A 13,680-nucleotide genomic window follows, 5' to 3' on the forward strand; every position below is an offset into this window, starting at 1 on the left:
CCCCGGAGATCCTGTCGGCGGCGCGACCGTTTCCCATCCCAGTCGGCAAAGCGCATACTTCTTGCTTGACGGTCACCGCCCCAGAGTCGCATCTTCAACCTTAAGTATAAAAAGAAGCGGGGCATCGGGGGTGACGTTCAAGTTCGTGCACACGGCGGATATCCACCTGGATTCCCCGTTGAAATCCCTTGCCTTGCGCGACGAAGGGCTGGCCGAACTGGTCGGCAACGCGACCCGCGCCACGTTTTCCCGGATCGTCGATCTTTGCCTTGCCGAAGACGCCCAGGCGCTGCTGATTGCCGGTGATCTTTATGACGGCAGCCAGACCTCGATGAAGACCGCCCGGTTTCTCGCACAGGAGATGGATCGCCTGGCCGCTGCCGACATTCCGGTGTTCGTGATCCGCGGCAATCACGACGCCGCGTCGAGAATCACGCGCGAACTGACGCTTCCCGACAGCGTAAAGGTGTTCTCGGGACGGGCCGAAGTGGTCGAGACGACCTGGAATGGTCATGCCATCGCTGTGCACGGCATTTCGTTTCGCGATCCCCATGCGCCCGAAAGCCTTCTGGGTCGGTTTCACGCCCCCGTGCAGGGCGCGTTCAATATCGGCTTGCTTCATACATCGCTTAACGGGGCCAGGGGGCACGACCCGTACGCGCCCTGCGCCCTGGCCGATCTTCAGGCCAGCGGCTTTGACTACTGGGCGCTGGGGCACATCCATCAGCGGGCGGTTTATCCAGGCGTGCCGACCGTCGTCATGCCGGGCATTCCGCAAGGTCGCGACATCGGCGAAGCCGGCGCCAAGTCGGTGACGCTGGTCACGGTTGCCGAGAACGGCGCGATCGAGCTCGAGGAACGGTGCCTTTCGGTTGCGCAGTTCGAACGCCTCGAGATTGACGCCGGCCACCTGTCGGACTGGAGCGACCTCGTCGCACACCTCAAGCAATCCCTGCACAGGGCGCGGCAGGACTGTGACGGCGCGCACGTGATCGTTCGACCGGTGCTGACGGGAACGACGCCGCTGGCCTGGAGGGTCGGGCGCGATGCCGATCTCCTGCATGCCGAGGTCCAGAACGTGGCCGAGCAGATCGGCACGCTTTGGATCGACAAGGTCGAGAACGCCTTGAAGGCCGCCGCAGACGCGCCAAGAGGCGGCGCGGTTGGGGAACTGGCCGAGGTCATCAAGACGGGCAGCCTGCACCCCGACGATCCCGGCGTTCAGGAGGAAACGGAACGGCTGCTGAAGCACCTGCCCCGGGAACTCAGGGGGCTTTTGGGCGACAGCAAGGAACAGACCGCGGACATCATTGCCCAAGAGATGCAACAGGGTGCGCTGGAGTTGCTCGCGCGGCTCGAAGAGGACAACACGTAACCGATGCGCCTGAACCGGCTTGATCTCACCCGCTATGGCAAGTTCACCGATCTGAGCCTGACCTTCCCGGCACCGGCTGCGGGCGGGCCTGACCTGCATGTGATCCACGGCCCCAACGAAGCCGGCAAGTCCACGCTGCTCGAGGCGTGGCTGGACCTGCTGTTCCAGATTCCGGTGCGCAGCAACATGGGCTTCATCCATCCCTACCAGACGATGCAACTGGGCGCCGAGCTTGAGATCGGCAACCGGACGTTCGACCTGCGCAGGGTCAAGAAACGCGATAATTCGCTGTTGGATGGTAATGGCGCGCCCTTGGGCGAAGCGCTGTTGCATGGCGGTCTGCGCGGTCTGGATCGCGCGTCCTATGCCGCGATGTTCTCGCTCAACCGGCAAACTCTTGGCGAAGGCGGCGCCAGCATTCTGGCAAGCAAGGGCGACCTGGGCGAGCTGTTGTTTCAGGCCAGTGCTGGCTTGAACGATCTCGCGGCGCAACTGGACGATTTGCGCGATGAGACGGAAGAATTCCTGAACAGGACCGGACGCAAGGGCAAGCTGCGCGAACTTGGCCACGCCTTCGACGATCTGGGCAAGCAGATCAAGGAGCTGGACACTGCGGCCGCCGAGTTTGCGCGGTTGTCGACGGAGCGGGACCAGGCTGGCAAGGCATGGACAGAGGCGCGCGAGGCGGTGGAAACGGTGCAGACCAAGGAGGTCGAAACCGACCGCCTGACCGCCGCCCTCCCGCTATTGCCTCGGCTCGACCGACTGGACGCTCAGATTTCCGAATATGGGGCGTTGCCGGACGCCCCCGAGGGCTGGCTTGCAGAGCTTCCCGAACTGGACCGGGCTGAGGCCGCGATTGCGACGCGGTTGGAGACCGCGCGAGCCGCCGTGAGGGAGCTGCAGGCAGAGTTGCAAGAAACCGTGCCGGATCAGGCCATCCTGGAGGTGCGAGAGGACATCGCGGCGGTCGAAGGCCTGAGATCGGCGCATGATGAAGCGATCAAGGACCTTCCAAGGCGGCAAGGCGATCTCGCCTCCAGGACGGAAGCGATGCAGGAGAGCCTGTCGCGGCTGGGCAAGACCGGAGGCGACCCGGGCACGCTGATACTGGAAGCGGGCACAATGGGGCGCTTTCGCGAGTTGATCGAACGGAGTTCGGGACTTGAAACGGCCCATGATGCCGCAAGCCGGGAATTGGAAGACGCCAAGGCGGGTTTGCTCCGTGCGGAACGGCGCTTGCACGATGTCGGGGGAAGCGCGTCTGACCTTGGCGGGCTGGATGGACTGGTGCAGGGCATCCGCCGCGACGACCCGCTTGGGACATGTGACCGCGCAACCGAAAGAGCGGAGGAGGCGGCAGCGGACTTGAAGACGGCGCTTGCGGCATTGGTGCCATGGTCCGGGGATGCCGCCGCGCTGGCCGGTTTGGCAAAGCCCGACCATGCCGACCTTCAGAGGCTTGAAGCAGAAATCGCCGAGGCGGACAGGCAGGCCGAGCGTGCACAGGACCGGATGGAGCAGCTTGAACTGGCGCGCGATCAGGTGAGAGCAAAACGCGGCGCCATCGGTACGACGACCGTGGTGACCATAGAAGAAGCGGCGCAAATCCGGTCGCGGCGCGAAACCGAATGGTCGCTTCACCGGGCGGCACTGACAGGGGAAACCGCGGATCGTTTCGAAAAGGTCCTGCGCCTTGACGACCAGATCACATCCACGCTCGCGCAACACCGCGCCCATGCCGAGACCGCAGCGGGCGCTGATCGGGATCTGGCCGAAGCCGAACGACAGCTCGAGATCGCCAGGACACAGTTGGAAAAGGCGAACGCGCGCTGTAGCGCGCTTGGCGAAGACCTTGCGAGGATCAGGGCGTCCGTGTCTGCCGCCCTTCCCGCCTGCATGGACATCCAGGCTTTCCGCGCCTGGCTGGATCGACTTGAAACAGGTCACAAGGCGCTGGAAAGGCACGAACACGCCTTGCGGGACCAGGTCAGGCACCAGCGCTCCATAGAGCGCGCCAGGGCCGATCTCCTTGCCGCATTGTCCCGGATGGGACACGAAGTGCCCGAACAGACCGGGTTGCCGCTGGCGCTCGAAACCGCGCAGTCACTGCTTGATCGCGCGACACAGATTGCCGCCTTGCGGGAGGCCGAGGCGCAGGCACGCGAGGATCTTGCCCGGCGCGAAACGGCCATGCAGGTCGCCGTGGACGCACAGGCGCAATGGCAGTCCGCCTGGGACGCGGCCTGCGCGGACACCTGGATGGCCGATGCATCGCCCGGTGTCTCCGAGATGCGTGCGATCCTGGAGGAACTCGACCGGCTGCGCGAGCATCATCGAGAGGTGGCCGATCTGACCCATCGGGTCGAGACCATGCAGGCCAATCTCGACCGATTTGAACAGGCGGTTCAAGGGCTGGCACTCCGCCTCGACATGGCCAGCGACGACCCGGTCCCCGACCTTTGGCGCGCTGTCTCGACGCGGTTGCGCCGCGCCGAACGCGCGGAGACACAGCGCGCCGACATCTCGAAACGCCTGGCGACGGCAGCGCAGACCCTGACCCAACTCGAAGAAGACGCCAAGATCCATCACGGGCGGACGGCCGAATTCGCCCGTCATTTCGGGGTCGCCACCTGGGCCGAGGCCCGCGACGCGCTGACCCGCTCCGGAGAGCTGTCACGATTGCGCACCCTCCGGCGCGAACTGGCCGAGGATCTATGTGCCCGGATGCGCAGCAGCACGGTCAAGGAGGCTTGCGCCAAGCTTGACGGCCTGGATACCGATGCGCTTGTTGCGCGCGCGGAACGTCTGGCGAGCGAATTGAAGACGCTGCGCGCGCTCCAGGAAGAGGCGCAGGACAATTTCCGCAAGGCCGACGAAGCGGTCAAGGCGGTTGGCGGAGACAATGCCGTAGCCCGGCTTGAAGAACAGCGGCAAACCTTGCTTCTCGAGATGCAGGAGGGCGCCCGGCGGTACCTCCGGCAACGCCTCGGTCTGCTTGCTGTCGACGCGGCCCTCAGAAGCTATCGCGACACGCATCGCAGCGGCATGCTCGAGAGGGCCTCCGAGGCGTTTCGCATCATGTCGCGCAACAGCTATTCGGGACTTGCCGCACAGCCCGACGGCACCAGCGAGATCCTTGTCGCCCTGGCTGCCGAAGGCGGGTCAAAACAAGCGGACCAGCTTTCCGACGGCACACGGGCGCAGCTCTACCTCGCCCTTCGCATTGCCGGATACCACGAATTCGCACGCAACAACGGCCCGGTGCCATTCATCGCCGATGACATCATGGAAAGCTTTGACGATGATCGCACGACCGAGACCTTTGGTCTGCTGACGGAGATGAGCAGGACCGGCCAGGTGATCTATCTGACCCATCACGCCCATTTGCGCGACATCGCAAAGACTGCATGTCCGGGTGTTCACATTCACGAATTGCAGGCGTGACGCTCAAAACGCCATGTGACCGCGTGTCCTGTGCGGTTTTCGTCGGACAGGTCGAACGTGAAAGGGCGGAAATCGCGTTGCGCGCTTACTGCACTCAAGCGCCTGACGGACCGTCTGTGCGGCAGACCTCGGTCACCGCTCCGTCACGCCGGAACAGCGTGTCGCGGTTCCACCAGACCACGCCGAAAGCCACGCCCACGAGGATCCAGGTGTCCCAGGGTTGCGCGTCGGGCCAGAACGGGTTGATGAGCTGCCAGTGGAACAGCATCGGCCAGAGCAGGCTGCCCCGCGCGCTGTTGAAGATCGGAGTGACCAGGACGGCGAGGGTCACGTTCCCGATGAAGAAGGGAAGGAAATCCCAGTCGGCGAACACCACGCCTGCAAGAAAGAATGCCGGGAGGTGCCAGACGCCCCAGGTCGCACCGATGATGAGGCCCGCCCAGATCGGTGCAATATGGCGTTGAAGCAGCGGTTGCATGATGCCGCGCCAGCCGAATTCCTCGATCGGGCCGAGGAGCAGCATCATGAACAGGACGGCGATGACGGGCCGCACGCCCTCTGGTGGCAGGGGCGCCAGAACCGGTCCTCCCTTGATCAATGACCCGGCAACAAAGACCAGCGGCAGAAGGCACAGGATGAACGCCGCCCAGCTGATCGAGCCGCGCCACAGCATGAGCCGCGACAGGAAAGCGCGTAGCCCGGCTGTTCCTTGATACAGGAAAACGATCAGGATGGCCGCGATCGCCGGAGCCCAGGTGGCAAGAAAGAAGAAGGGATGCGACCCGCTGATCTGGCCGAACCATCCAGAAGCCCTGTCCGGGGCAACGATGTAGACCCCGATAAGGACCCATGTGATCCCGAAGGTCACGGCCAGAAAGCCAAGAAGTGCCGAACTCGGGATGTCCTTCGAAGACGCGGTGCCTGCCGTGATTGCCATTGCAAAAGCTCCGGGCAAGGGTTCTGTGTCATGCAGGACTTACGGCGATCCCCGGAACTCTGCGCTGATGTGGATCAAGCGCCTGCTTCGCGGCGGATCGGTTGACGGCTGGCGCATGCATTAAATTGCGGATTGACGTCTTCAAGATGGAGGGATGCGCCATCATGTCAGTGACATCCGAAACTTCGTCACATCCGGATCGAGGACAAACATGCGCGTTTTTGTAGCGATCGACCTTCCGGAAACCGCCCGCTCCGAGCTGATGGATATGCAGGACGCCTTTGCGGCCGGACGACCCGTCCCGGAAGACAACCTTCATCTGACGCTCTGCTTTCTTGGCGATCAGCGCGACGAGGCGGTCGAAGAGGCCCATTTCGCCCTGTCGAGGATACGCGCGCCGGTTTTTGACCTGCAGATCGTCGGTGCCGGCAGCTTCGGGCAACATTCGCAACAGGTGATCTACGCCGATGTCGAGCGCTGCCCGCAACTTCTGGAGCTTGAAAAGACCGTCACCCGATCTTTGCGCAGCATCGGCCTGGACTTTCAGAAGCGGCGATTTCGCCCGCATGTCACCATTGCCCGGCTTCCCAAATCCCTGTCCCGAGATGCCATGATCGACCTGCCGCAAAGGCTTGCGCATCTGTCGGCCTTTCGCGGGACACCTTTTCCGGTGGAGCACTTTCAGCTTTACCAGTCGATCCTCAAGCCGGACGGCGCACAGCATGAAATCCTCGCGGACTACGCGCTCGAGACCCGGCAGGCGTGATCAGCGACGATCCAAGTCAGGTCACGCCGGGCACGGTCGCGGCGCGTGTCTCACCGCTGTTTTCCCGCTTCTCGACAAGCATGAGCATGGCGGGCGTGAGGATCAGGGTCAGCAGGGTCGCGACGATCAGACCGCCGACAATGGCGCTCGAAAGTTCGGTCCAATACTGCGTCGAGGGCGCGCCGAACACGATCTCTCGCGTGAAGAAGTTCAGGTTGGCTCCGAGGACCATCGGCATCAGCCCGAGCGCCGTGGTGACCGATGTCAAGACGACCGGTCGCAGACGCTGCGCCCCGGTCCGGAGCGCCGCCTCGCGCGGCGACATGCCCGACCGCTTGAGGTCGTTATAGGTGTCGATCAGCACGATGTTGTTGTTCACCACGATCCCGGCCAGCGCGATAACGCCGATGCCGCCCATCACGACGCCGAAGGGGCGGCCGGTGATGATCAGACCCAGCAGCACCCCGGCGACCGAAAACACGATGGCGCTCATGACCACGAAGGCTTGGTAGAAATTGTTGAACTGAAGCACCAGGATCACCAGCATCAGAAAGATCGCGGCCACGAAGGCCGTCACAAGAAATGCCATGGTCTCGGCCTGATCCTCTGCTTCGCCCGCGAAACTGTAGCTGACCCCTTCGGGCAAATCGGCATTGTCGAGCGCCGCCTGAAGCGCCGTCACCTGGTCGTTCACCAGAACGCCGGGGGCCACGTTGGCCTCGATCGTCACCACGCGCTGTTCGTCGATCCGGGTAATCGTGCCCGTCCGTTCCGAAGGGGCGAATGTCACGAAATTCGAGATCGGCACCAGCCCCGCAGAGGTCGGAACGCGCAGGTTGCCAAGTTCTGACAGGGTCCGTTCCTCGGCCGGGAACCGCACCCGGATGTCCAGTTCGCCATCGGCATCGCTCGGGCGGTAGTCGGCCACCGCGATGCCCTGGGTCAGCAGTTGAACCGCCTGCCCGAGCAGGCTGACATCGGCCCCGTAGCGCGCGGCCTCGGCCCGATCGACCAGGATCGACACCTCGACACCGGGCAACGGCCGGGTGTCGGTCACGTCGGTGAAGCCGCCGATCCGGTCCATGATCGCCAGAACCTGTTCGACGGCCTCGGCCTGAACCGCGGGGTTGCGGGCCGCGATCTGCAGGTTCACCGGCTTGCCACTGGTCGGCCCGCCGCTCGCGGTCTGCACCTGCACGTCGATGCCCGCGATATCCGCGACATCCTCCCGGATATCCGCACCGATCTCTTCGGCGGGGCGGCGCGTATCCCAGTCGGTCAGCTCCAGTTGCAGCGTACCGATGGTTTCCTCGTCCCCCTGGCCCGCGCTCATGGTCGAGCGGGCATAGACCGTCGCAACCTCGTCATACTCCAGCACGCGGTCCTCGACGCGGCGCACCAGCGCATCGCGTTCGTAGATCGAGAAATTGTCGCGCGCGCGGATCTGGACCTGCATGAACTCGGGCTCGACCGACGGGAAAAAGGTCAGCCCCTGGCCGAATTGACCATAAAGACCAAAGCCCCCCAGCAGAAGCGCCAGTGCCAGCAGCGCCGTCGCGCCGGGCCGCAGGATCGCCCATTCCAGGCGTCGCACATACCAGCCCGTCAGCCCGCCGATGCGCCGCGGGTCGCCGTGTTCCGCCTCGTGAAGGGCCTGCTTTGCACTGGCCTTCTGCGGCTGTCGCCTGCCAATGAGCCCGCCGAGAACGGGGATGAAGACAAGCGCCATGAAAAGCGAGGCGAAGAGCGTCAGGATCACCGTGATCGGCAGGAACTTCATGAACTCGCCAACCATCCCGGTCCAGAACAGGAGCGGCACGAAAACGCTGAGCGTCGTCGCGGTGGAGGCGATGATCGGCCAGGCCATGCGCTTGGCGGCCATGGCATAAGCCTCGCGCGGGGGCACGCCTTCCTGCAACCGCCTGTCGGCCAGTTCGGTGGTCACGATCGCCCCGTCGACCAGCATCCCGACGACAAGGATCAGGGAAAACAGGACGACGATGTTCATCGTGTAGCCCATCGCCCAGAGCGCGGTCACGCCCGCCAGGAAGGCGCCCGGAATGGCAAGCCCCACGAGGATCGCCGACCGCATCCCGAGCGCTGCAACGATCACGATCATCACAAGGATGACCGCGGCGATGACATTCGCCTCGAGATCCGACAGCAACGTCTCGACCTGCTCGGACTGGTCCTGAAGATACGTGACCTCGACACTGTCGGGCCAGTCGGTGCGCAGGTCTTCCAGTGCGGCCTTGGTGGCCGCGACGGTGTCGATGATATTGGCGCCCGACCGCTTCTTGACTTCCAGGGCCAAGGCCGGCTGCCCGTCGATCCGGGCAAATCCGGTCGGATCCTGAAAGGTGCGCCGGACGGTTGCGACATCCTCGAAGGTGACAACGGCATCGCCGCGCACCTTCACCGGGATCTCCATCACATCGTCGAGATCTTCGATCAACCCCGGCACCTTGAGCACGATCCGCCCGCCCCCGGTTTCGATGGCCCCGGCGGCGATCAGCCGGTTGTTGCGCTGAAGCTGTCCAATCAGTTCATCGAAACTCAGGTTGTAGGTCTGAAACACAGTCGGGTCGATCAGCACCTCGAGAAACTCGTCGCGCGCGCCGCCGATATCCACCTCCAGCACGCCCGTCAGTCCCTCGATGGCCTCCTGCGCCTCGTCTGCCAGATCGTTCAGCGTGCGTTCGGGAACCGGACCCGAGATGATCGCGGTGATGATCGGGAACAGCGCGGTGTTGATCTCGAGGATCGTCAGGTCATAGGCGCCCTCCGGCAGGTCGCCCTCGACCCGATCGGCGGCTTCGCGCACCTTGTCGAGCGCCTCGTCGATGTCTCCGCCCGGCGTGAATTCAAGCTGCACGCTGGCAAAGCCCTCGGAGGCGTGGCTCTCCATCTTCTCGAGGCCGGTGATGGCTCCGAACTCCGTCTCCATCGGTTCGATCAGCAGACGTTCCGCATCCGCCGGGCTGATCCCTTCGAGACCGGTCGAGACATAGACCAGCGGCAGCGGCACCTCGGGGTTGGCCTCCTTCGGGATCGAGACATAGGCATAGGCCCCGACGGCAAGAATCATGGCAAGCGCCATGAGGACAACCCGACCACGAGAGAACGCAGCGTCGATGATGCTGTTCATGACTCAGTCTCCTGTGGATTGCGTCTCGAGCCCGTTCGATGCCGGCGACGGCGCGACCACCTCGCCTGCGTTCACGAAACCCTGCCCGACGGTAATGATCTGCGCCGTCTCGGGCAGGCCGGTCACCCAGATGCCGTTGATCTCGGCGCGGACAATGTCCACCGGGTAGAATACCACCGTGTTGTCGTCGTCCACCGCCTTGACCCCAAGCCGCCCCTCCGGGCTTAGCGAGACAGTGGAGGGTTGCACGAAATGTGCCTGCGCCGTGCCGGTCGGTATGGTGATCTCGGCTGAAATCCCGGCCGGAATGGCACCATCCGGATTGGGCACGGCAATCTCGGCCAGGAACGTCCGGGTCTCGGCATTCGCCGATGTCCCGACAAAGCTGACGGTGCCTTGCCGCTCCTCGCCGGTGATGAAGCTGATATTTGCCGTCTGGCCATCCCGGATTCGGCCAAGCGCCTGTTGCGGAACCTGAAGGGTCACCGTCAAGGGCCGGTTATCGACGATCCGCCCGACCTCGGCCCCCGCCTGCACAAATTCGCCGGGGTCAATCGACAGCCTTTCGATCCGCCCCGCGAAGGGTGCCGTGATATCGAGCGATTCGATCGCCTGTTCGGCTGCGGCAAGTGCGGCCTCTGCCGCTGCAAGCGCTGCACGGGCATCACTCACCCGGTCGGACGTCGCGACACCGCGTTCCAGCAGCGTGGAGGCGTTGTCGAATTCGCGTTGCGCTCGAGTGACCTCTTCTCTTGCGCGCAGCAGTTCGGCATCGGCCCGGGTCGGCGAAAGGCGGGCGATCACCGCCCCGTCGGCAACTTCCTCTCCCTTTTGAACCAGAACCTCAGCGACATCCCCCGAGGTCTCGACACGGATCGCGCTGTCGCGGTCAGGCTGGGCCTGGCCTTCGGCCTGGAAATAAAGCGTCACGGGCTGCACTGTGGATTGTGCGACCGCCACCGCGACAGGCTCTATTCGAGCCTCACCGGCCAGCGGTGCGCCCGGATCTGCGGAGGGCAAAAGATAGCCGCTGCCCATCCAGCCAACGATCGCAATGACCAGGGCCGCGGCGATCCAGACGGAACGGGTCGCACCGGGGTCGTCCCGGAAGGAAAGCTTTTCGGTTTGATCAGTCACATCCATCACCTTCGAGGCCGCACATGCCTGGCCGCCCCCAGCGCAGGCCGATATTGACCCAACCTGCACCTGGCCATGCTCGGGGTAAACAGCCCAAGCCGCCTGAAGTGCCCCAGCGGCGCGATTTTCGCCGCAAACTCTCAGTTAATGTGTCAGTGCCTCAGTCTTCATGCCGCACAAAGACCGCCGGCGCGCGCTTGGCCGCCATCGCCCAAGCCATCTGCTGGGGCGTTTCGACCGCACAGGGACGCACCGCCCGCAATCGGGCCAGGGCGTCGTCCGGGGCTTCCCCCAGTTCGATCATCAAGCGCAGCGCGACCATGCCGGATCGACCACAGCCCCCCCGGCAATGCACAAGAATACGGCCACCCCCCGTCAGCGCGCGGCGGGCATTCGCACTGACCACGGGCCAGGCCGCGTCGAAGGCATCATCGGGCACGCCGAAATCGTGGATCGGCAAATGTTCCCACCGCGCGCCCGCATCGACAAGACGCGGCCCAAGCCCGGTGGCTCCGGCTGTCGCCAGTTCCGCTTCGCTTACCAGGGACACGACCAGGGCGGGCTTCCATTCGATCAGGTGCTGCACATCGCCCGCAAAATCGCCCCCCACGCCCGGCATCGGCGAGATGGCAAGAATGCCCTGCCCGGCGGAGACCGCGTAGACGATCATGGCAAGGCCCTCTCGCCCGCAAACGGATCACGGCTCCGGAAACCGCCGGCCGCATTGCTGATTGCAAACCGGTAAAACACACCGACATAGCCAGACGCGCCCCTGCCGCGCCCGCGGGCTCGCTTGGTCCGGCTGCCTCTTGTCTGCGTCGGACGCATCCTTCCCTCCTGATCAGGTCTGCGACATGATACACAAGAGGATCAGACTGGACAGCCCATCATCGCCAATCCGCGTCGTTCAGTCGGCGGTGCGGATCACCCTCGCCAATGCCGAGAACAGCTGGTTGTTGGCGCACAGCACCGCCCCGTCCCGCAACGGGTCCTGCCCCGGGCGCACACCTTCGACCAGCGCACCCGCCTCGGCGGCGATCAGCAGCCCGGCGGCCATGTCGGCCAGTTTCGCCTCGCGCTGCCAGAACCCGTCGAACCGCCCCGCGGCAACATAGGCCAGGTCGAGCGCCGTCGACCCCGATGCGCGCAGGCCGGAACATTCCGGCATCACGCGGGCCAGGTCCTTCAAACTCGCCGGCAATGTCCGCTTCACGCCGAACGGCACCGCGTGGCCCAGAACCGCCTCGACCAACTTGGTCCGGCTCGACACGCGCATGCGCTTGTTGTCGTTGAGCCACGCACCCTGGCCCTTTTCGGCATAGAACATCTCGTCCTTGGCCGGGTCGAACACCACGGCCGACACGATCTGCCCCTTGTGTTCAAGCGCGATCGACACCGAAAAATGCGGCTGGCCATGCAGAAAGTTCGCGGCCCCTTCGAGCGAATTCACCAGCCAGCGGCGCGTCGGGTCCTCGCCCTCGGTCTCGCCGCTGATATCCACATAGCCATAGGTGCCCCGCGCCCCGGTCAGGTCATCGCGCAGGATCCCTCCGGCGGCTGTGCCCGCGCGCGTCACGAAATCGGCGGCATTCGCGGCCGAGGTCTGAAGGTTCTCGACCTCGCGGAAGTCCTTGTTGAGCGACCGCCCCGCCTTGCGGGCGGCCTTGATCATGATGTTGAGATTGGCGCTGCCCTGCATCATGGGCCTCCGGCTGTTCGGGATCAAACCGGGCGTATAAGCGGGACAGGAACCAATGCCAAGGGGCTGCGGGCGATGACGACGTTTCACGAGCCTGTGAGACCTGTAACACCCTCCTTCTTTCCGTTGCGTCAGACCCCGACTTTGACCGACAGTCGTGAAAAAGGATGAACGCCGATGCACCGCCGCGCCTTTGCCGCCATCGACGGCTCCGACCCTGTCGGCTATTTCACCAAGGGCGGCCCGGTGGAAGGCGGCGACGTGACCGCCCGATACAAAGGCGCAATCTGGCGCTTTGCCGACCAAGTCTCAGCCGACGCCTTCGCCGCCAATCCAGCCGCCTACGCCCCCGCCTTCGGAGGCTACTGCGCCTTCGCCGCCTCCCGCGGTTACCTCGCGCCAACAACCCCCGAGGCCTGGACGATCGTTGATGCCAGGCTCTACCTCAACGCCAACCTACGCGCCCGCGAACTGTGGCTCGAGGACGTGCCGGGAAACATCGCCAAGGGTGAGGCGAACTGGCCGGGGATTTTGGGGTAAGGGTGGCTCGAATCTAACTCATGTAACCCGTAGGGTGCGTGATTTCACGCACACATCTCTTATTAACTCCAATTATGCTCGTAGGGCCAACGGTTAAAGTCCAATATATTATCCATCCAAAAACAGACCTTTTTAGCTGTTCCAATTTTCTTCGTCCAGAAATCGAACCGCTCGCTTTTGCCTAACTCAGTGTCGTATTCAATATGCTTTCGCTCCACAATATGGACATCCTTACTCGAGAAATGGCGCTCAACAAGGCTGTTTAAATGAGCGTCAGCCCCACTATACCCAAACAGAATAAGGCAATCTACCTCACTCATCGCCTCTTCTAGTCGCAACCAATACTCTTTGAGTATCGGCGACGCAGCAATCACGCTCATTTTATGCTTTACATGCGTGAGCACTAAGTGAAGTGAAGCATGGCCTTCCAGTTGCTTGATAGAGCTAAGCGATCCCTTATTCAGAGAACCGTCTATACCTGTATAGTAAAGCGGGCTACCATGCAGGTGCAAGTAAAACGACTGTCGGCTCTTTACCCGACGATCCAAATTACTGGGATCAAACTGCCGTGAAAATCCATCAATCAGGCAATCATAGCCATTGAATACTTTGGTTCCCACGAAAGACCGAT

At 63.5% G+C, this 13,680-nt stretch carries 10 protein-coding genes; 4 read left to right on the plus strand and 6 right to left on the minus strand.

What is annotated here, in order from left to right:
* Positions 1–130: 130 nt before the first annotated feature.
* On the plus strand, positions 131–1,375 hold the full coding sequence (locus LCF60_RS11200) for a DNA repair exonuclease (RefSeq protein ID WP_292291838.1): 1,245 nt from the start codon (positions 131–133) through the stop codon (positions 1,373–1,375).
* A 3-nt stretch (positions 1,376–1,378) separates the two neighbouring features.
* Positions 1,379–4,822, plus strand: coding sequence for an AAA family ATPase (locus LCF60_RS11205; protein WP_292291839.1), 3,444 nt, complete (start codon positions 1,379–1,381; stop codon positions 4,820–4,822).
* 94 nt (positions 4,823–4,916) lie between these two features.
* On the opposite strand, the gene LCF60_RS11210 is transcribed toward LCF60_RS11205, so the two are convergent.
* Positions 4,917–5,759, minus strand: coding sequence for a type II CAAX endopeptidase family protein (locus tag LCF60_RS11210; RefSeq protein ID WP_292291840.1), 843 nt, complete (start codon positions 5,757–5,759; stop codon positions 4,917–4,919).
* Positions 5,760–5,970: 211 nt separating this feature from the next.
* Between LCF60_RS11210 and thpR the strand changes: the two genes are divergently transcribed.
* Positions 5,971–6,525: an RNA 2',3'-cyclic phosphodiesterase gene (gene thpR / locus LCF60_RS11215; protein WP_292291841.1), complete on the plus strand. Its 555-nt coding sequence runs from the start codon at positions 5,971–5,973 to the stop codon at positions 6,523–6,525.
* A gap of 16 nt (positions 6,526–6,541) precedes the next feature.
* Here thpR and LCF60_RS11220 read toward each other — a convergent pair whose 3' ends face one another.
* The 4 genes from LCF60_RS11220 to LCF60_RS11235 all read right to left on the minus strand — a co-directional run bounded on the left by LCF60_RS11220 (position 6,542) and on the right by LCF60_RS11235 (position 12,509).
* Positions 6,542–9,673: an efflux RND transporter permease subunit gene (locus tag LCF60_RS11220; RefSeq protein WP_292291842.1), complete on the minus strand. Its 3,132-nt coding sequence runs from the start codon at positions 9,671–9,673 to the stop codon at positions 6,542–6,544.
* Positions 9,674–9,676: 3 nt separating this feature from the next.
* Positions 9,677–10,816, minus strand: a complete 1,140-nt coding sequence (locus LCF60_RS11225; RefSeq protein ID WP_292291843.1) for an efflux RND transporter periplasmic adaptor subunit — start codon at positions 10,814–10,816, stop codon at positions 9,677–9,679.
* A gap of 154 nt (positions 10,817–10,970) precedes the next feature.
* Complete coding sequence (locus LCF60_RS11230; protein WP_292291844.1) at positions 10,971–11,480, minus strand: protein-tyrosine phosphatase family protein; 510 nt, start codon at positions 11,478–11,480, stop codon at positions 10,971–10,973.
* Positions 11,481–11,717: 237 nt separating this feature from the next.
* Positions 11,718–12,509, minus strand: coding sequence for an inositol monophosphatase family protein (locus LCF60_RS11235; protein WP_292291850.1), 792 nt, complete (start codon positions 12,507–12,509; stop codon positions 11,718–11,720).
* Positions 12,510–12,686: 177 nt separating this feature from the next.
* Here LCF60_RS11235 and LCF60_RS11240 point away from each other — a divergent pair, with 177 nt between their 5' ends.
* The gene (locus tag LCF60_RS11240) at positions 12,687–13,049 is read left to right on the plus strand and encodes a YHS domain-containing (seleno)protein (protein WP_292291845.1); all 363 of its coding nucleotides are present in this window, start codon (positions 12,687–12,689) and stop codon (positions 13,047–13,049) included.
* A gap of 62 nt (positions 13,050–13,111) precedes the next feature.
* On the opposite strand, the gene LCF60_RS11245 is transcribed toward LCF60_RS11240, so the two are convergent.
* Positions 13,112–13,680 (minus strand): hypothetical protein (locus LCF60_RS11245; protein ID WP_292291846.1); only part of this gene is annotated, 569 nt, incomplete at its 5' end.

The sequence above is a fragment of the Marivita sp. genome (assembly GCF_020055635.1).
Lineage (GTDB): Bacteria > Pseudomonadota > Alphaproteobacteria > Rhodobacterales > Rhodobacteraceae > Marivita.

Coding starts and splice junctions, on each gene's coding strand:
- LCF60_RS11205 (WP_292291839.1), top strand. CDS start 1,379: ATGCGCCTGAACCGGCTTGATCTCACCCGCTATGGCAAGTTCACCGAT.
- LCF60_RS11210 (WP_292291840.1), bottom strand. CDS start 5,759: ATGGCAATCACGGCAGGCACCGCGTCTTCGAAGGACATCCCGAGTTCG.
- thpR (WP_292291841.1), top strand. CDS start 5,971: ATGCGCGTTTTTGTAGCGATCGACCTTCCGGAAACCGCCCGCTCCGAG.
- LCF60_RS11220 (WP_292291842.1), bottom strand. CDS start 9,673: ATGAACAGCATCATCGACGCTGCGTTCTCTCGTGGTCGGGTTGTCCTC.
- LCF60_RS11225 (WP_292291843.1), bottom strand. CDS start 10,816: ATGGATGTGACTGATCAAACCGAAAAGCTTTCCTTCCGGGACGACCCC.
- LCF60_RS11230 (WP_292291844.1), bottom strand. CDS start 11,480: ATGATCGTCTACGCGGTCTCCGCCGGGCAGGGCATTCTTGCCATCTCG.
- LCF60_RS11235 (WP_292291850.1), bottom strand. CDS start 12,509: ATGCAGGGCAGCGCCAATCTCAACATCATGATCAAGGCCGCCCGCAAG.
- LCF60_RS11240 (WP_292291845.1), top strand. CDS start 12,687: ATGCACCGCCGCGCCTTTGCCGCCATCGACGGCTCCGACCCTGTCGGC.